We start from the raw sequence: 19475 nt of genomic DNA, 5'->3' as shown, positions 1-19475 counted from the left end.
GGCTGTCCTCATCAGAGAGGAAACAGCATGGAACACCAGACCACCGAAGGGCCGCGGCTCCACGGGCCGGGGCTGACCGACGTGCGCATGATGCAGGTCGCGCACTCCAGTTTCCGCCGTGAGCTGGGCCTGTCCCCGGTGGCGGTACGCGCCGTCGCCGGGGGAGACCACCGCCGGACCTCGATCGTGGCAGCCCACGCGACCCTGTTTCTGTCGCTGCTGCACCACCACAGCGTCGAGGACGATCTGCTGTGGGATGTGTTGCTCGCCCGGGTCCCCGGTGAGCTCGCTCCGCTGGTGCACGTGATGCAGAGCCAGCACGAGCAGGTGGCGGTGCTCTTGGAGCAGGCGCACGAGGCGCTCGGCACCTGGCGCCGGACCGCGTCGGCTTCGGACGGCGAAGCGCTGGCCGGGATCCTGTCCAGCATGTGTGCGGCGCTGTTCGAGCATCTGCACGCCGAGGAGACCCATCTGCTGCCCATCATGGCCCGGCACATCACGGCCGAGGAGTGGGAGGAGTTCACCGCCCGGGGCATGTCCTCGATTCCCAAGCGGCTCATGTTCCTGGGCTTCGGGATGATGCTCTACGAGGGGGATCCCGAGGTGATCGGGATCGAAATGGGCAAGCTTCCCGCGCCGCTGCGCCGGCTGCTGCCGTTGCTCGGCCGCCGCTCGTTCCGGCGCTACGCGCGCCGCGTCCACGGCACCCCCACACCCCCGCGCGGCATCGGCGCCGTCGCCTGAACCAGCACCATCTCACTACCAAAAGGAGTACGTCATGACGTCGAACATCATCTCCATCACTGCCGCCGACCTCGCCGCCGCCCGAGCGCGGAACGAGGACGTGTGGAACCGCTCCAGCAAGCTGCTGTACGCCGGCCGGATCGACGAGTTCGTCACCTTCTGGTGCGACGACGCCACCTACGAGGCTGCCCTGCCGGTCGCGGGCCTGCCCGCGGTGATCTCCGGGCGTGAGGCGCTGCACGCCGCGTTCACCGGCCTGGTCGCCGGGGCGCGCAGCATCGCCGTGCACGACGTCCTGTTCCACCAGACGGACGACCCCGACGTGGCCATCGTGGAGGAGCGTATGGTCGCCGAACTCGCCGACGGCGATACCTACGAGAACCGGTTCATCATGAGGGTGACCTTCCGGGAGGGCCGGATCGCAGAAATGCTTGAATACTACGGACAGCTCGCACACCAGGACCTGCTGCGCAAGCTCGGGTTCGCGTCCTGATCGCATAGGCACCGGAGCTGGCGGTCACGCTCGGCGGCGGTGGTGGCGCCGCGCACGACGCACTCCGGGCGGGGAGAGGTGCTGGTGAGGCATATCGCCGCGTGGTCTGGTCAGGAGAGTGCTATGACCAAGCCGATCGAGCCCGGGGAGTCCCGTCCCGAGGCTGCCCCTCCGGTCCAGGTGCTCCTCTCGGCCTCCAACGTGTGGCGGGTCGGGTTCGCCATCGTCGCAGTCGTCGTCGTGGTGTACATCATCCGCTTCATTCTCACGGACGCGGGTTCGCTGGTCGTCATCGTGGTGATGGCCTGGTTCCTGTCGCTGGCGATGGAGCCCGCAGTGGGCCGGCTGGCCCGGCATATGCGCCGTGGCGCCGCAGCCATCCTCGTGATGATCGGGATCGCCCTGCTCGCAGGGGTCTTCCTCTTCCTGTTCGGCAACCTGTTCGTCGAGCAGGCCGCGTTGCTTGTGCGGGCGCTGCCCGAGGTGGTCACCGGCGCCATCGACTGGATCAACGCCAGGTTCGGCACGAAGTACGACATCTCCACCATCCTCAGTTCCATCAACCTGACCCCTCAACAGGCCGCCACCTACGCCCAGGACCTGGTCGGCGGCGTGCTCGGCCTGCTCGGGACGATCACTGCGGCGGTGTTCAACACCTTCGCCCTGCTGCTGCTGACCTTCTACTTCTCGGCCGACGGTCCCCGGCTGCGGCGCTGGCTCGCCCAGTTCCTGCCCGGCCGCGTCCAGCAGATCTTCCTCACTGTGTGGGACGTGTCGCTGGTCAAAACCGGCGGCTACGTCTCCGCCCGGCTCATCCTGGCCACGATCAACGGCACGACCTCCGCCATCGTGTTCATGCTGATCGGCATGCCCTCGTGGCTGGCGCTGGGCGTGTGGACGGGCATCGTGGCCCAGTTCGTGCCTACGATCGGCACGTACATCGCGATCGCCCTGCCCGCCGTCGTGGGCCTGGTCTCGCCCCGGCCCTGGATCGGGGTGGCGGCGCTGGCCTGGGCGATTCTGTACCAGCAGGTGGAGAACTTGACGCTGGAGCCGCGCATCAGCGGGCGGGCGGTGAACGTGCATCCGGGCGTCGCGTTCGCGGGTGTGATCCTGGGGGCGCAGCTCTTCGGGGCGGTGGGCGCGCTGCTGGCGGTGCCGGTGGTGGCCATGCTGCTCTCGCTGCTCGACACGTTCGTGACCCGCAAGGAACTGGTGCCGGTCCCGCCCGAGGTGCCGGACGCGTACCTCAAGGACGACGAGAAGGGTCAGGACGGCGAGGGCTCGGCAGCGGCGGAGCCCGAGGCCAAGCCGCACGCGGAACGGGCGCAGACAGTGCCCCGGGACGGCTGACCCGGCCGTGGGCAGGGCCAGGCGAGGCTCTGGCGTCCGCTCCTATGGCCCGGCCACGCCGAGCTCAGCGAGCTCGGCGTGGCCCGGTTCGCGGTCGTGGTGGCCGAGGATCGCGTTGCCGAAGGCGGTGGCAGGGGGACCGCGAATGTCAATCTGCGCTACTTCGCGCAAATAGCCATGGCTGCCTGCGCAGCGGCAGTCTGTGTTGGGCCGCGTCCGGCCGCGACCTCAGCTGCGCGTGCGGATCAGCATGACCAGCCCGGCGATGAACGACCCGAGCAGGACGGGTGACAGGACCGCGAGGGCGCCCCACACAGCGAGGCCGAGATAGCCGAGCGCGGACGAACTGTACGTCGGGTCGGCGTCAGCGGCCGCGAACAGCCCCAGGCCGAGGACGACTCCGGCCACCGTGAGCGCGATCGGCGTCCACAGGAGCACGTGAGCCCACACACGGTACGTCCGACTGTAGACACGCCGGGCCGACGGCACGTTCGGCTGCGGGGGATGCCGGACGGATTCGCTCATGCCCCATTTGTACCAGCCCGCCTGGGCCCCGCTCCGCCTGCGGCGGCCGTGGCGGTGCGGGGATCGTCAGTGGGTCTTCAGTGGTCGTCACGTGGTAAACGACGACGCAGTCGCGCGACCACACCACGCCGACCGCCACAACGAGCTCCGCGCCCTCGTGCCGGGCCTGCACAGTGCTCCAGGGCCGGCCGATGAGGGCACCGTCTCCTTCCTGGGGATCCGTTCGACGCCGCGGTATCTTCCGGCGGCCCGGTGCTACGGTTGGCTCTCTAATACGCACATAAGGGGACGTATGTTCGGCATTGTCCGCCCGTGTCGGCACGTCATGTGCAAGGGGCTCTACGCGGACTGGATGGGCCACCTGTGTGGGCTCTGCCTGGCGCTCCGCGACGAGCACGGACACCTGTCCCGCCTGGTGACCAACTACGACGGCCTGCTCGTGTCCGTCCTCACCGAGGCCCAGTCGCCCGCGTCCGCGTCGCGCCGGCGGGCGGGCCCGTGTGCGTTGCGCGGCTTCAAGGGCGCCGACGTGGTGGAGTCCGAGGGAGTACGGCTGGCGGCCTCGGTGTCGCTGCTCCTGGCGGCCGGCAAGGTACGCGACCACGTGGCGGACGGGGATGGCGTGTACGCCCGCCGCCCGGTGGCCGTCGGCGCCACCCGCCTGGCGGGCCGCTGGTCCTCGGCCGGCACAGCCATGGCCGGAACGCTGGGGTTCGACCCCACCCCGCTGACGGTGGCGGCCGACCGCCAGGCCCTCCTGGAACGCGCCCCGGCCCAGGCGCCCCCGGGGAGCGTCGCGGCGCCCGGGTTACGAGAGTTGACGGGGCCCACCGAGGACGCCGTGGCCGCCGCGTTCGCGCACACCGCGGTGCTCACGGGGAAGCCGCACAACCGGGAGGCCCTGGAGGCGGCCGGTCGCGGATTCGGGAAGCTGGCACACCTGATCGACGCGGTGGAGGACCTGGCCGACGACCGTGCGTCCGGGGCGTACAACCCGCTGGCCGCCACCGGCACCGGCCTGGACGAGGCGCGCCGCCACTGCGACGCCGCGCACGCCGAACTGCGCGCCGCTGTGGACGGGCTGGACATGCCCCGCCCCGGCCTGACGCGCGCCCTGCTGGTGCGGGAGACCGGCAGCGCCGTCGCCCGAGCCTTCGCGACCGCCGGGATGCACGGCACAGGCCACCCGCCCGGACACGCGCCCGGAGCCCCTCCCGGCGATCCCGGCGCGCCGCCGGGAGGACGGCCGCCGAAGCGAGACCCCGGCGGACTGCTGTCGCTGGCGTGCACCGCGCTGAGCTGCTGCACGTGCGGCCTGTACCGGCCCGCCTGGGACGAGGACCGCGAGCGCTCCTTCTGCGAGCGCTTCGACTGCTCCGGCTACGACTGCTGCGGCAATTGCAGCAACTGCGGCAACTGCTGCTCCTGCTGCCCGGGCGAGGACGGCTGTTGCTGCGACGGCTGCGGCTGCGACTGACCGCCGCGGGTGGCGCCTTTGAGCGCCGATGCCGATCAGGTCTCCGCCGGACGCGCAGGCGTGCTTGAGGATGAACATCAAGGACGTCCGTCGACAGCAGCGTCCGTCAAGAAGTTGATTCTGGTCATGGCCAAAGACAACCCGAGCTGGAGGCATCGACGGATCCAAGGCGAGCATGGCGGTTGACCGGTGGCCTAGCATGCGGGCATGCAGACTGCTGCGGGCGTTGTGCTTGCGGGCGGGCGCTCCACACGGATGGGGAAGCCGAAGGCCTGGCTGGAGTGGCACGGTTCCACGTTGTTGTATCGCGCCACCGCGGTGCTCGCCAGGACGGTCGGCGGCCCGGTCATCGTGGTCGCCGCCCCTGGGCAGGAGCTGCCGCCACTGCCCTCGGGAATCACCGTAGTTGAGGATCCTGTGGAAGGGCTGGGCCCCATGCAGGGCCTGGCCGTGGGGCTGGCAGCGGTGGCAGACCGGGCCGAGACCGCCTTCGTATGCTCCACCGACCTGCCGTTTCTCCATCCGGCTTTCGTCCGGTGCGTACTGCGCGGCCTGGCCTCGGGGCCCGACGTCGTACTGCCCGTGGCACATGGTTTTCGGCAACCGCTGGCGGCCGGTTACCGGACCGCCCTGGCCGGGCTGGTCGCGGATCTCCTCGCCGAGGGCGACCTCCGGCCGGGCATGCTCTTCAAGCATTGCGAAGTGGCTCAACTGAGCGACGAGCAGTTGCTCGCGGACACTGCGCTCGCCCGGCACGATCCGAGGCTGGAATCCGTGGTGAACGTCAACAACCCGGAGGACTATGCGGCGGCACGTGATCGGCTTCCACCGGAGATCGTGGTCGAGTGCTTCGGGGCGTTGGCGAAGAACGGTGGGCACCGACCGCGAGGTGTCCGGGCCGCCACGCTCGGAGCCGCAGCCGCCTCGGTTGGGCTGACGTTGGACCGCCATGTCATAGCCGCGCTCAATGGTGATCAGATCACCCGGGATGAGTTGCTGCCTCTGGTCGCGGGGGACATCGTTTCCTTCCTGTCCGCGGACGCCGGCGGATGAGGTCCGGTGCGACCGGAGGTAATCGGACGGTGATGTTCTGTCACAGCCGGGCGCCTGACTGGCGCCTGGTCCCCGCCCTCGGCCGGCATGCGACCAGGCTACGCTGATGTCCGTTTTACTCATGTAAACACAGAGGGCCGAAGACGCTTAGGGTCGGAATATGGCGCCTGGTGGTTTCTTCGGACGAGCGTTGCTCGTCGACGTCGGTGGCCGGGAGGCTACAAGCACCCCCTTCGAGCTGACAGAGCGGGTGTTGCGGTCCTACTTGGGCGGGGTGGGGCTCGGCGCGTGGTTGCTGCATCGGCTGGCGCCTCCCGGTGTCGATCCATTGGCTCCGGCGGCGCCGTTGGCCTTCGTCTTTTCCTCATTGGTCGGGACTCCGTTGACGACGAGTGCGAAATTCGCGGTCGTCGCCAAGTCGCCGTTGACCGGATTGCTGACCGATGCCCTCGCCTCCAGCCAGTTCGCGATCTCCGGCAAGCTCACCGGGCATGACGCGCTTGTGATCCGTGGTCGTGCCGACGAGCTCTCGGTACTCTTGATCGACGGCGACGGCGTACGTCTCGAGCCGGCGCCGGACCTGGCCGGGCTGGCGGCCGGCGAGGCCGAGACCGCGGCGAAGTCGCGGTTCGGCCGTAACTGGCGCACTGCGGCCATTGGCGCCGCGGGTGAGCGAGGGGTGAGGTACGCGACGATCAGCCATGACGGCCGCCATGCCGGCCGGGGTGGCCTGGGCGCGGTGCTGGGAGCGAAGAACATCAAGGCCGTGCTGGTCAGGGCGGCGACCAAGGTGTCGGTCGCGGATCAGGCAGGTGTCCTCTCCGCTGCCCGTGATCTGCGTAAGCGCAGCTTCGGACCGGCCACCGCGAAATACAGGGAACTGGGCACGCTGGCCAATCTCCTGGCTTTCAACGCCGTCAGCACGTTGCCCACGCGCAACTTCACCGCGGCGACCTTCGAGGGCGCGCCCCGATTGGCCGCCGAGGAACTGCACGAACTGCGCGGGGTGGCGCGTAACAGTTGCGCGTCGTGCTCCATCGGCTGTGAGCACATCTACTCGCGCAAGGGCGGCGGCAGCCAGCGGATGGAGTACGAGAACGTCTTCGCGCTCGGCCCGCTGTGCGGGGTGTCCGATCCCGATGACGTGTTCGCCGCGAGCGCGCGATGCGACGAGCTGGGGATCGACACCATCTCCGCGGGCGGCACAATCGCCTGGGCCATGGAGTGTGTCGAGCGTGGCCTCATCGACGAGCCGTGGCTGCGGTTCGGCGACGGCAAGGCGGTGTTGCGGGCCCTGGACGCGATCGGAACGCGGTCGCCCGGCCTGGGGGAGTTGCTCGCGCAGGGTTCGCGCCGGGCCGCCGAGGTGGTCGGCCACGGCTCGATCGACTTCGCGCCGCAGGTCAAGGGGATGGAGCTACCCGGTTACGAGCCGCGAAGCCTCCAGTCGATGGCGCTCGGGCTCGCGGTGAACGCCAGGGGAGCCGATCACAACCGGTCCGGCGCCTACGAGGCCGATCTGTCGGGCGAGCTTGACCGGTTCGACGGCGGCGCTGCCCACGTCGCCGCAGCGGTCGGCACCGAGGATCGAGCCGCTGTCATGGACTCGATGATCCTTTGTAAGTTCCTGCGCGGTGTCTTCGACGATCCCTTCACGGAGTGGGCCAGGCTGCTCGGGCTGGTCACCGGATGGTCGTTGGACGCCGACGAGCTACGCGATGCCGCGCGGCGGATCGTCCGGGCGAAACGGGCTTTCAACTTGCGTGAGGGTGCCACCGCGGCCGATGACACGTTGCCGGCCCGGATGCTGGAAACGCCGCTTGAGCTCGGTTCCGGCCGCAGCGCCGTGCTTGACGCCGACCGCCTGCGGTCGATGATCGCCGGATACTACGCCGCACGCGGCCTGGACGAGGAGGGGCGCATCGCGGCGGCCGATCTTGAAGATCTACTGCTCGATGCTTAGCTCGGGTACGGCGCATACGCTCACATAGCTTGACAATCTACCCATGTTGCCACTAAAGCCGAATTTGGTGAGAAATGGTGTGGGGCTAACACTTTAGACTGCGAGTGGTGCATTGTAAGTGCCAGATTGTATGCCGTATTCTGTATGCTACTAGCCGCTCGACTGACGGAGTTGAGATGACGACTCTCGAGGAGCCGGTAACGGCCGTCCGGACTGTGACGGCCGAGATCGACGGCCGTACTGTGACGGTGCCCGAGGGCACCAGCATCTACGATGCGGCACAGCAGATCGGCATCGACATCCCAGTGTTGTGCCACAACGAGCGCTATGACCCCGTTGGCGTATGTCGCATGTGCGTGGTCGACACAGGGGGCAGGGTTTTCGCCGCGGCGTGTGTGCGCCCCTGTGAGGACGGCATGCAGGTCAAGACCAGCACGCCGGAACTGGAGCGCAACCGGGCCACCTTGACCGAGTTGCTGATCTCCGACCAGCCGCCGCGCGCGGACGATCCGAAGCAGACGACCACCGGCGACAACCTGCTCCTCGACCTCGCCGATCGGTTCGACGTGGCCAAGGAGACCACCGACCTGCCGTGCGGTTCCGGCCGGGGACTGGACTCGTCGAACCCGGTGATCGAGGTCAACCACGATGCGTGCATCCTCTGTGACCGCTGCGTCCGGGCCTGCGACGACATTCAGGGCAACGACGTCATCGGCCGTTCGGGCAAGGGCTACTCGACCAGGATCGCCTTCGACCTCAACGACCCGATGGGCGCCAGCTCGTGCGTGACCTGTGGCGAGTGCGTGCAGGCCTGTCCCACTGGCGCACTGACCAACAAGGCGATCAACGACATCCCCATCCGGCCCCGCGAGGAGCTGGACGCGGTCGACAGCGTATGCCCGTACTGCGGCGTCGGCTGTGCCCTCACCTACTACGTCGACCGGTCACGCGGCGCGATCGCCTTCGCGGAAGGCCGCGACCAGCCGGGCTCGAAGAGCCGGCTGTGCGTCAAGGGCCGGTACGGCTGGGACTACGCGGCGTCGCCGCAGCGGCTCACCATGCCTCTGATCCGGAAGGAGTCGTCCTACCCCAAGGGTCCGCTGTCGGCGGACGTGCGCGGCGACGCGGACAACGACCGGGGGCGCGCCGGCGCCGGCGGCAACCGCAGCGGCGGCGGCGGCCGCAGTGCCAAGCTGAGCAAGAACGGCAAGGACGGTCGGCGCAAGCCCGGCGGTCTGGTCGACTACGACGAGGTGCTGCCGCACTTCCGCGAGGCCACCTGGGAAGAGGCGCTCGACCTCGTCGCCCGGCGACTGAGGGAGATCCACGCGGAGAAGGGCGCCGGCGCCATCGCGGGGTTCGGCTCCGCGAAGTGCTCCAACGAGGAGGCCTACCTCTTTCAGAAGCTGGTCCGGGCCGGCTTCGGCACCAACAACGTCGACCACTGCACCCGGCTCTGCCATGCCTCGTCGGTGGCCGCGCTGTTCGAGGGAGTCGGCTCCGGCGCGGTCTCGACCACGTACGGCGACGTCGCCAACGCCGAAGTGGTGATCATCACCGGGTCGAATCCGACGGCGAACCACCCCGTCGCGAGCTCCTTCTTCAAGCAGGCCCGCAGGCGCGGCACGAAGATCATCTATGTCGACCCCCGCGCCAGCACCGTGGCCGAGCACGCCGACTATTACTGCCAGGTCAAGCCCGGCACCGACGTGGCGTTCTACAACGCGGTCATGCACGAGGTGATCCGGCTCGGCCTGATCGACCGGGAGTTCATCAAGGCCCGGGTCTCCAACTTCGAGGAACTGGTCCGCACGGTCAACGACTACCCGCCGGAACGCGCCGCGCAGATCACCGGCGTCGACGCGGACCTGATCCGTAAGGTCGCACGAGTCTGGGGCGAGGCGAAGGCCGGAGTCATCTACTGGGGGATGGGCATCTCTCAGCACACCACCGGTACCGACAACGCCCGCTGCCTGATCGCGCTCTGCTCGATCACCGGCAACGTGGGCAAGCCGGGGGCCGGCCTGCACCCGCTGCGCGGGCAGAACAACGTCCAGGGCGCCTCCGACGCCGGACTGATCCCCATGTTCTTCCCCGACTACCAGGGCGTCGACCGGGAGGCCGTCCGCCGGCGCTTCGAGGAGGCCTGGGGCGCCGAGCTGGACCCCAACCGAGGCCTCACCGTCACCGAGATCATCGGGTCGGTGCTGAAGCCCGGCGGCGTGCGTGGCATGTACATGCTGGGCGAGAACCCGTTCCTGTCCGACCCCAACATCAACAAGGTGCGCAAGGCGCTGTCGCAGCTGGAGTTCCTGGTGGTGCAGGACATCTTCCTGACCGAGACCGCGGAGTTCGCCGACGTCATCCTGCCGGCGTCGTCGTACCTGGAGAAGGAGGGGAGCTACACCAACACCGACCGGCGCGTGCAGCTCGGCCGTAAGGTGATGGACCCGCCGGGCCAGGCTCGGGTGGACTGGGAGATCATCCAGGACATCGCCCAGCGGATCGGGCTGGGGTGGTCGTACTCCTCGCCCAGCGAGGTGTTCGACGAGATGGTCGCGCTTATGCCGTCGTACGCGAACCTGCGCCACGCCAACCTCGGGCTGACCGGGAAGCTCTACCCCAACGACGATCCCGAGCACGACGACGGGACCGTGGTCCTGTTCGACGAGCGGTTCAACACCGACGACGGACTCGCCCATCTCGTCCCGGCGCACTGGCTGCCGGCGAAGGAGTTGCCGGATGGGGATTACCCGCTGGTGCTCAATACCGGCCGGCTACTCGAACACTGGCACACCGGGTCGATGACACGCCGGTCGTTCGCGCTGGACACGATCTCGCCGATCGCTGAGGTGTACATGCATCCCAAGGACGCCGCCGACCGGGGGCTGTCGCACGGCCAGATGGCTCGGGTGCGTTCCCGGCGCGGGGCCATCACCCTGCAGGTGCGCGTCTCCCACCGGGAGCAGCTGGGCAACTGCTTCATCCCGTTCCACTTCCGGGAGGCGGCGGCGAACCTGCTGACGATCGACGAGATCGACCCCTACGGCAAGATCCCCGAGTTCAAGTTCTGCGCGATTCAGGTCGAGGCGTTGAGCGTGGAAGACGCGGAGCCCCTCAGCGACATGGGAAGTGTCTAGATGACCCTGAGTTTCGAGTTGGGACGTCCCCGGGTGCCGGGTGTGGAGGCACGGGCCGGGAAGTTCCCCGGGCCGTCGCTGATCCCGGCGCTCAACGCCATCCAGGCGCGGCTGGGCTGGTTGCCGCGAGAGGAGCTCGAGGAGCTCGCCCGCACCATGCGGCGGCCGCTCTACGAGATCGAGGGCCTCATCTCGTTCTACCCGCACTTCCGCACGACCCCGCCCGCCAAGGTGGCCATCAACGTGTGCCACGACCTGTCGTGCTGGCTGCGCTCCGCGGACGACCGGATCGCCGAGGTGCGCGAACGCTACGGTGATGACACGGAGATCGAGCTCGTCGAGGTGTCGTGCCTGGGCCGCTGCGACGTCGCCCCTGCGCTGGCCGTGAACGAGCACCCGGCGCCGGTTGCCGACGTCGATTCCCTTGTCGGCGCCGCACGGGACGGAGAACTCGCCGAGGCCACTGTCACAGGACGGACCGAGCCCTGGCCCAACGATCCGTACCCGGCCGGATCGGATGTCTCGTCGCGCTACGCGAGCCTGCGCACGCTGCTGGCCGGCGAGATGAGCGCCGACAGCGTGGTGGCCACGCTGGAGGCCTCTGGGCTGCGCGGGATGGGCGGCGCCGGGTTCCCGACCGGCAAGAAGTGGAGCCTGGTCGCCTCCGCCGAGCCGGGCAGCGTCAAGTACGCGATCTGCAACGCCGACGAGTCCGAGCCGGGCACGTTCAAGGACCGACAGATCCTGACCGATCAGCCGCACCTGGTGATCGAAGGCCTCCTGCTCGGCATGGCCGTGGTCGGAGCCGAGCAGGGCTGGATCTTCATCCGGCACGAATACGGCCCCGAGGAGCGCGTGCTGCACGCGGAGATCACGGCACTACGCCAGGCCGGCGTGATCGGCGAGAACGCCTGTGGCAGCGGCCGGCGCCTCGAACTCGACATCTTCGTCTCGCCCGGCGGCTACATCCTCGGTGAGGAGACCGCGCTGCTGGAATGCATGGAGGGCCACCGCGGCGAGCCGCGCAACAAGCCGCCCTTCCCAGGCAACTACGGGCTGCACGGCCGTCCGACGTTGATCAACTCGGTGGAGACCTTCGCAGACGTGCCCGTGATCCTGCAACGGGGTGCCGAATGGTGGGCCGAGCAGGGCGAGGGCGACTCCGTCGGCTGGAAGTTCTTCGCCGTCTCCGGGCATGTGGAGAGTCCAGGCGTCTATTGCGTGCCGATGGGCACGACAGTGCGCAAGCTGATCGACGTCGCCGGTGGCGTGCTCGGCGGCGCTCAAGTCGGCGCCGTGCAGCCCGGTGGAGCGTCCTCCAACTTCATCGGCCCCGACAAGCTGGACCTGGCACTGGACTTCGGGACACTCGCCAAGGCGGGAACCATGCTGGGCTCCGGCGCCCTGGTGGTGCTCGCCGAGGGCACTGATCTGCTGGCTGCCTCGACGAACGTACTGCGCTTCTTCCGCAACGAGTCGTGCGGCAAATGCGTGCCCTGCCGGGTGGGGTCAACCAAGGCCCACGAACTGCTGCGCGGCGTGCTGGACTCGGGTTCCTCGACCCTCGATGACGCGCAGAGCGGCCGTATCCTGCAGTTGGAGGAGACCATGCGCAAGACCTCGATCTGCGGGCTCGGACAGGTGGCACTAGGCCCGGTGGTGTCCGTGCTCGGACTGAACAAGGACGCCGCCGCGGCTCGCCCGCAGCCCCGGCCCGAAGGCTCGAAGGAGCAATCGGACCGTTGAGCGGCAGGGAGTTCTTCACCGCCCGTACCCTCGCCGAGGTCCGGTCCGGATTCCGGCCCGCGCATCGCACGCCCGCGGAGCGCGTCCCGCTGTCGGCGGCGCTGCACCGGGTGCCCGTCGCGGACATCACGGCGCCCGCCGCCCTGCCCGGCTTCGCACGTTCCACCGTGGACGGCTTCGCGGTCCGGGCGATGGACACCTACGGCGCCTCCGATGGGCTTCCGTCCTACCTCGACCTGCTCGGCGCGGTGCGGATGGGCGCCGAGCCCACCGTGGCGGTCCGGGCCGGCGGATGCGTCGCGATGCCGACCGGGGGAGTGCTTCCGGCCGGTGCCGACGCGGTGGTGATGGTCGAGTACACCGCGGAGACCATGCCGGGCACGATCGAGGTCACCCGGCCCGTCGCACCGGGCGGCGGCATCGTCCGCGCGGACGAGGACGTTGCCGCCGGCGGCGTGCTGGCCTCCGGAGGCCGGCCGTTGCGCGCCCCGGACCTCGGCTTCCTCGCCGCCGCAGGGGTGACCACGGTCGCCGTGCACCGCCGCCCCCGGGTGGCGATCATCTCCACCGGGGACGAGGTGGTGGCGCCCGGCACGGTGGAGCTCGCACCCGGGCAAGTGCGCGACGCCACCGCCTCCGCGCTGGCCGGGCTGGTCGCCGATGCGGGCGGCGAGCCGGTGATCGCCGGCATCGTCCCGGACGAGCCCGGCGCGCTCAAGGAGCGGCTGGCCGCGGCCGTGGCCGAGTCCGACCTGGTCGTCGTGTCGGCGGGCTCGTCGGTCGGGGCGAGGGACGAGACGGCGGGCGCGGTGACCGCCATCGGTGAGATCTGGTGCCACGGCATCGCCGTCAAACCGGGCAAGCCCACGCTGCTGGCCGAGTGCTCCGGGATCCCGCTCATCGGGCTGCCGGGCAACCCGCTGTCCGCGCTGGTCGTGTTCGGGCAGGTCGGGGTGCCGTTGCTGTGGCGTATCGCCGGGTGCGAGGCCCCGCCGCCGCAGCCGAGCACGCGTGTGCGGCTCTCACGTGACCTGGCCTCGGCGGCCGGCCGGCTCGACGTGGTCCAGGTCAGGGTCCGGGACGGCGTGGCGGAGCCGCTCTTCGGCCCGTCGGCGCTGCTGTCGGTCCTGACCCGCGCCGACGGATACGTGATCGTGCCCGAACCGGCCACCGGCCTGGACGCGGGCACCGAGGTAGAGGTCATCCTGTACTGATGAGCGCAGAGAGTCCCTTCGTCTCCGATGTCCCCGCGGCGCATGCCCTCGCCGTCTGGCGCGAGGCACGTGCCGCGGCGGGATGTCCCGCCCGGGTCGACGCGGTCCGGGTACCGGTCGGCGCCGCCGTGGGCCGGGTGACGGCCGAGCCGGTGTGGGCGCTGCGATCCTCACCCGCCTTCGACTCCGCGGCCATGGACGGCATCGCCGTACGCGCCGCCGACACCGTCGGCGCGGCCGAGACCAGCCCCGTACTCCTGGCCGCCGACGACTTCGAGGTCGTCGACACGGGCGACCCGCTGCCCGACGGGTACGACGCCGTGGTCATGCGTGAACACGTGCATCGCACCGCGGACGGCAGGGCGGAACTCCGGGCCGCCGTTCCGCCCTACCAGCACGTCCGGTCCATCGGGGAGGACATCAGCGCCGGTGAGCTGCTGCTCCCGGAAGGCCACCGGCTACGCCCTGTGGACGTCGCCGCCTGCGCGGCGGCGGGAGCGGCCGAACTCGGTGTCCGCCGCGCGCCGCGGGTGGTGATCGTGCCGACCGGGGACGAGATCCGCCCGATCGGAGCGGAACTCGCCCCCGGTGACATCCTCGACACCAACTCGATGATGCTGGCCGCCCAGGCGAGGGAGGCGGGCTGCGAGACCCGGGTCACCGAGATCGTCCCCGACGACCCCGAGGCCATCACCGCAGTGCTCCGAGAGGCCACCCGCGATGCCGACCTGGTGATGCTCATCGCGGGTTCGAGCGCCGGGCGGGACGACTACACCGCTCGTGTGGTCGCCGCCGCCGGCGTCGTGGCGGTCCACGGGGTCGCCGTGCGCCCCGGCCACCCGGTCGTCTTGGGCGCGGTCGCCGCGACACCCGTGATCGGAGTCCCCGGCTATCCGGTGTCCGCGGCGCTGACCTTCGACATTTTCGCGGCCCCGCTCCTCGCCGAGTTGGAGGGCGCCGCGCCGCGCGAACGCCCGTCGGCCGTCGCACGCCTGGCGAGGAAGCTGCCGTCCGCCATCGGCATGGACGACTGGGTGCGGATACGTCTCGGTCGGGTGCGCGATCAGCTCGTGGCCACCCCGCTGCCCCGGGGCGCCGGCGTGCTCACCTCGCTCGTACGCGCTGACGGCCTGCTCGTGGTGCCCTCAGGAGTGGAGGGCCACCACGCCGGTGAACAGGTCCGAGTAGAACTGCTGCGTGGCCTGTCCGAGATCGGCCGGACCATCGTCGCGATCGGCTCGCACGATCTGGTGCTCGATCTCGCGGCCTCCGCACTGCGTGCCGCCGACCCGCTGATCACGCTGGCGTCGTCGAATGTCGGGTCGCTGGGCGGCCTCGTGGCCCTGCGTGACGGACTGTGCCACATCGCGGGGTCGCACCTGCTGGACCCGTCGACCGGCGAGTACACGCTGCCGTACGTGGACAAGCTGCTGGGCCCGGCCGCGGACGTCGCCGTGGTCCGGCTGGTGCACCGGGATCAGGGACTGATCGTCGCACCTGGCAATCCTCTCGGCCTGACCGGGGTGAAGGACCTGACCCGACCCGACCTGCGCTACGTGAACCGGCAGCGAGGCGCCGGCACGCGGGCGCTGCTGGACCACGAGCTGGCTCGCCTCGGCATCGACGCGAGTGAGGTGCCCGGCTATTCGCGCGAGGAGCACACCCACCTCGCGGTGGCCGCAGCCGTGGCCGCGGGCCGGGCGGACGCCGGCATGGGCATCCTCGCCGCCGCCCGCGCGTTCGGGCTCGACTTCATCCCGGTAGCTCAGGAACCCTACGACCTGGTACTCCGCACCAGCGAGCTCTCCGAGGAACTGCTGGCTCCACTGTGGGCGCTCTTGGAGCGTCCCGATTTCCGCGCCAGTGTGGAGGCGCTGGGCGGTTACTCCTGTGCCGAAACAGGGCGACGCATCCGCTGACACCCCATTGCTCGTACTGCATACCACGGTCGTACCGCACCGAGCGCTACCCGTGACGATCCACAAGGTCTACGCATTCAACCTATGGCCATCGCGATCACCATCGGGGTCGCGCTGCTGATGGGATTCCGACCGTCGGCGAGTTTCGCGGAGTGGCTCGGCGTGATCGGCATCGTCGCGTTGACGGTCGGGCTCTCGTTGATCGGCTACCTGTGGGCGCGCGCGACGTTCACGAAGCGAGCGTGATCTCGGCCAGCTCACGCCAATGCCGCCGCTGTCCGTCGCGGGTCGCCTCGGCGAACACAGTTTCGCCGAGGCGATTCCGCGTGTCCGCGGCGATTCTGGATGCGTCCGGCTGCGAACGATCCGGCGTACCGCGTACGCTGTCGCTCGCCGCGAGCAAGCGCACGGCCTGCTCGTACTGCCCCTGGCGCAGCGCGAGATCCGCGATCCCGATCAACATCTCGGCGATCGTCGGTGGATGCGTGTGCTCCATGGCCGCGGCCGCGCGGAACGCCTCGGCCCGATACGCGCGGGCCTTCTCGAGATCCTCGGTGAGGTAGCCGTACAGGTGCATGGTCATGGCACGGACGGAGTCGACCATTTCCGCGTCGCCCAGCACTGCCCGTACCGTGGTCAGGTGCTCGAGTGCCTGGTCCGGCTCGCCGCGCCAGCGCGCCAGCTGCGCCTTCGCAAGCGCCAGCTCGGTAAGCGCGTCCGGCCAGGCGATCCCGCCCGCGCACCGTTGCGCTTCTGCCATGGCGAACGTGCTGGATCGCTCATCGCCGAGCAGCCAGTACAGCTGAGCCTGCCGCGCCCGCACGCCGACCACGTCCTCGGTCGCGCCTACCTCAGTCAGCGCCACAGCCGCCTCTTCGTAGTGCTCACACGCTCGTGCGAACTCGCCGCGCATGGCGAGCCGATCGGCCAGGAAAGGCAGCGCCAACGAGATCCCCATCCGGTCACCCAGCGCGCGGAACTCGGCAAGGGCGATTTCGGCGTCGAGGTCCACGTCAGTCTCGTCGCCGCCGAGCGTGAGCCGGAATCGGCCACGAGTGAGCCTGGCCTGCGCGCGCACCCACGGATCGTCGCCGGCGATGAGCGGCTCGAACGCGGGCAGGAGCTCCGTCGGGCCCTGCAGCGTCAGCTCCAACAGCCCGGCGAACCCGAGCAGCGGGTGGCGAGACCCGCTGCGCTGGGCGAACCGGTGCGCCTCGTGGATCCACTCCCGCGCCTGATACTGATCGCCGCTGACCCCGGAGGTCACGAACATGGTCACCATGAGGTACGCCAGCGCCCGCACCTCATCGGACACCTCACCGTGCAGCGAGGCCGCCGCGATGCTCAACTCGGCGCCCTCGGCCCTGTGCCCACTGAAATACCAGTAGTAGCCCGCGGCCGCGACCAGCCGCATCGCCTCCTGGGCCCATCCCTCGGCGATCGCCCCGCGCAGGGCCGCACTGATGTTGTCGTGCTCGGCTTCGAGCGTGGACAGCCACTCCAGCTGCTCGGCCCGACGAAGGTGCGGGTCGGCCGTCTCGGCCAGCTCGGTGAAGTAGGCAAGATGCGCCCGCCGCGCCGGCTCGGTCTCCCCGGCTTCGGCGAGCCGGTGCGCCGCGTATTCTCTGATGGTGTTGAGCATCCGGTAGCGCGGCGTGCCCTCGCCGTCGGCCAGCAGCAGCGACTTCTCGATCAACGCGGTCAGCACGTCGAATACCTGCTCCCCGGCGAATGCCTCGTCCCCGCACACCCGTTCGGCCGCTTCCAGGCTCGCCCCGCCGGAGAACACCGAGAGCCGCCGCAGCACGACACGTTCGGCCTCGGTCAACAGATCCCAGCTCCAGTCCACGACCGCGCGCAGCGTCTTGTGCCGGGGAAGCACCGTACGGCTGCCGCTGGTCAACAGACGGAATCGGTCATCGAGCCGACGTGCCAGCTGATCGATGGACATGGTGCGCAGCCGTGCCGCGGCCAGCTCGATCGCCAGCGGCATCCCGTCGAGCGCCCGGCAGATCCGCGCCATGGCCGACAAGGTATGCGTGTCGGAGCCGATGTCCTTGCGCACCAGATCCGCCCGGTCCCGCAGCAGCCGCACCGCGGGCGAGGATCCGGCCTCGGCGGGGTCGGCTCCCTTGGCGGGCAGCGCGAGTGGCTCGACCTGCCACAGCACCTCCCCGGTGATGCCGAGCGGTTCCCTGCTCGTGGCCAGAATCCGCAGCCTCCGGCACTCCCCCAGAAGCCGATCCGCGAAAGCCGCGGCCTCCTCGATCACGTGCTCACAGTTGTCCAGGATCAGCAAGATCGCGCGCTCCCGGACCGCGGCGATGAGCCGATCCATCGGTTCCCCACCCCGCGCACCACCGAGCACTGCCTGGTCACGCAGGCCGATCGCGGTGAGGGCGGCCTGCGCCAGCTCACCGCCTGCCCGCAGCGAGGCCAATTCGACCAGCCACGCCCCATCCGGCAGCTCGGCGAGCATCGTCCGCGCGGTCTCCGAGGCCAGCCGTGTCTTGCCGGAGCCACCCGCTCCCGTCAAGGTGACCAGCCGGTGCTTGATGGCCAGGTCGGCGAGCGCGGAGATGTCATCGTCCTTGCCGACGAAACTCGTCAGCTCGGCGCGCAGGTTCGTCCTGCGGTTCTCTGCCCGCTCGCCCAGCTCGCCTCGCAGCAACGCGGTGTGCAGCGCGGAGAGCTCGGCCGATGGATCGGCGCCCAATTCCTCGGCGAGCCGCTCGCGCGTCCGCTGGTACACGGTCAACGCCTCAGCCCCACGCCCCGCCTCGGCGAGCGCTCGCATCAAGGCCCCCACGAAGCCCTCCCGCAGCGGGTACGTGGCAACCAGCTCGGTCAGCTCGGAGACCAACTCCGAGCCACGGCCGAGGCGAATATCCGCATCCACCCGATCCCCGAGCGCGGCAACGTGGAGTTCGTCCAGCCGCGCGACCGCGGCGTCGAACGCATCGCTGCCTTGCAGTGCGATGTCCGCCATGGCCGTACCGCGCCACAATGCCAAGGCCGTGTGCAGCAGATCCGCGCGCGCCGCAGGCTCGGCGGCACGGGCCTGACCGATCAGGTGCTCGAACCGCCACACGTCCACGGCATCAGGAGCCACGGCCAGCCGGTACCCGCCGGAATCCGCCTCGATCACACCGTCCGGCAACACCCTGCGCAGCCTGGACACCAACGCCTGCAAGGCATTCACTTCGTCCGTGGGCGGGCGTTCCCCCCAAATCCAGTCCACCAGCCTCGCACGCGTGACGATCCGGCCAGGTTCGAGGGCGAGTGCAGCCAGCAGCGCGCGCAGCCGAATCCCAGGAACCTCGACCATGGCCCCATCGCGGTTCCGGACCTCGAACGGTCCAAGCAATCCAACTCGCACATGAGCAATTGTGCCGAACCATGGCGAGGACCGACTAACCGCCACTGCGCGCACACCGTCGACCTTCATCGGACCGTTATCATCGCAGGTCGGGCGAATGTGTTGGATTTTCGGCGGATGCTACGGCGACCCCGTGAGTCGCGCCGCTGCCTCCGCTCTTGGTATCCGGCGGCACCGCGCGACCGGATGGACCCCAGTCCCCTCCCCTCGGAAAGCTCGCCGACGCGTTCGCCCCGATGCTGATCGATCCGGCGACGGACCGCGACGCGTCCTGTCCGAGGGGCTCACGGCCGGGAAACGCCGTGGTAGTGCGGCAGGTCGAGCGGTGGCACCGGGAAGCCGCCCTTCGTCGGCTCGTTGGACAGTTCCTCGAACTCGGCTTCGACCTGGGCCTTCCTGGCTTCCTTGCGCCGCTGGTTGACGGTGTCGAACCGCATCCAGATGGCCAGCGCCCCGACCACGATGACCC

The 19475-nt window shown here is 69.7% G+C and carries 13 protein-coding genes and 1 pseudogene; 11 read left to right on the top strand and 3 right to left on the bottom strand.

Annotated elements, in window-relative coordinates; genetic code table 11:
- Positions 1–27 precede the first annotated feature (27 nt).
- The 3 genes from ACTWPT_RS53755 (at position 28) to ACTWPT_RS53745 (ending at position 2590) form a co-directional block, all read left to right on the top strand.
- A complete protein-coding gene (locus ACTWPT_RS53755; RefSeq protein ID WP_443185314.1) occupies positions 28–744 on the top strand; it encodes a hemerythrin domain-containing protein in 717 nt (238 codons plus the stop codon).
- A 34-nt stretch (positions 745–778) separates the two neighbouring features.
- A complete protein-coding gene (locus ACTWPT_RS53750; protein WP_443185313.1) occupies positions 779–1237 on the top strand; it encodes a nuclear transport factor 2 family protein in 459 nt (152 codons plus the stop codon).
- Between the two features lie 123 nt (positions 1238–1360).
- On the top strand, positions 1361–2590 hold the full coding sequence (locus ACTWPT_RS53745) for an AI-2E family transporter (protein ID WP_443185312.1): 1230 nt from the start codon (positions 1361–1363) through the stop codon (positions 2588–2590).
- A 228-nt stretch (positions 2591–2818) separates the two neighbouring features.
- Here the strand turns inward: ACTWPT_RS53745 and ACTWPT_RS53740 are convergent, their stop codons facing one another.
- Positions 2819–3115, bottom strand: a complete 297-nt coding sequence (locus ACTWPT_RS53740) for a hypothetical protein (RefSeq protein ID WP_443185311.1) — start codon at positions 3113–3115, stop codon at positions 2819–2821.
- A 292-nt stretch (positions 3116–3407) separates the two neighbouring features.
- Between ACTWPT_RS53740 and ACTWPT_RS53735 the strand changes: the two genes are divergently transcribed.
- From ACTWPT_RS53735 to ACTWPT_RS53700, 8 genes are all read left to right on the top strand, one after another.
- Positions 3408–4592 carry a DUF5685 family protein gene (locus tag ACTWPT_RS53735; protein WP_443185310.1) on the top strand — a complete coding sequence of 395 codons (1185 nt, stop codon included), beginning with the start codon at positions 3408–3410 and terminating at the stop codon, positions 4590–4592.
- A 207-nt stretch (positions 4593–4799) separates the two neighbouring features.
- Positions 4800–5645: an NTP transferase domain-containing protein gene (locus ACTWPT_RS53730; RefSeq protein WP_443185309.1), complete on the top strand. Its 846-nt coding sequence runs from the start codon at positions 4800–4802 to the stop codon at positions 5643–5645.
- Positions 5646–5835: 190 nt separating this feature from the next.
- Entirely contained in the window at positions 5836–7608 is a 1773-nt protein-coding gene (locus tag ACTWPT_RS53725; protein WP_443185308.1) for an aldehyde ferredoxin oxidoreductase family protein, read from the top strand.
- A gap of 176 nt (positions 7609–7784) precedes the next feature.
- On the top strand, positions 7785–10748 hold the full coding sequence (gene fdhF, locus ACTWPT_RS53720; RefSeq protein WP_443185307.1) for a formate dehydrogenase subunit alpha: 2964 nt from the start codon (positions 7785–7787) through the stop codon (positions 10746–10748).
- Positions 10749–12494, top strand: a complete 1746-nt coding sequence (locus ACTWPT_RS53715) for an NAD(P)H-dependent oxidoreductase subunit E (protein ID WP_443185306.1) — start codon at positions 10749–10751, stop codon at positions 12492–12494.
- The gene (locus tag ACTWPT_RS53710) at positions 12491–13708 is read left to right on the top strand and encodes a molybdopterin molybdotransferase MoeA (RefSeq protein WP_443185305.1); all 1218 of its coding nucleotides are present in this window, start codon (positions 12491–12493) and stop codon (positions 13706–13708) included. The genes ACTWPT_RS53715 and ACTWPT_RS53710 overlap by 4 nt, the downstream gene beginning before the upstream one ends.
- Positions 13708–15627 (top strand): molybdopterin biosynthesis protein, encoded by a 1920-nt coding sequence (locus tag ACTWPT_RS53705; RefSeq protein ID WP_443185304.1) that lies wholly within the window; start codon positions 13708–13710, stop codon positions 15625–15627. The genes ACTWPT_RS53710 and ACTWPT_RS53705 overlap by 1 nt, the downstream gene beginning before the upstream one ends.
- 84 nt (positions 15628–15711) lie before the next feature.
- The gene (locus ACTWPT_RS53700) at positions 15712–15873 is read left to right on the top strand and encodes a hypothetical protein (RefSeq protein ID WP_443185303.1); all 162 of its coding nucleotides are present in this window, start codon (positions 15712–15714) and stop codon (positions 15871–15873) included.
- Here ACTWPT_RS53700 and ACTWPT_RS53695 read toward each other — a convergent pair.
- Positions 15857–18955, bottom strand: a complete 3099-nt coding sequence (locus ACTWPT_RS53695; protein WP_443185302.1) for a BTAD domain-containing putative transcriptional regulator — start codon at positions 18953–18955, stop codon at positions 15857–15859. The genes ACTWPT_RS53700 and ACTWPT_RS53695 overlap by 17 nt on opposite strands.
- 335 nt (positions 18956–19290) lie before the next feature.
- Positions 19291–19475: pseudogene (locus ACTWPT_RS53690) on the bottom strand (NADH-quinone oxidoreductase subunit NuoH); the annotation flags it as partial.

Source organism: Nonomuraea sp. 3N208 (assembly GCF_052245935.1).
Lineage (GTDB): Bacteria > Actinomycetota > Actinomycetes > Streptosporangiales > Streptosporangiaceae > Nonomuraea.
This window is presented reverse-complemented; position numbering and strand designations above follow the sequence as displayed.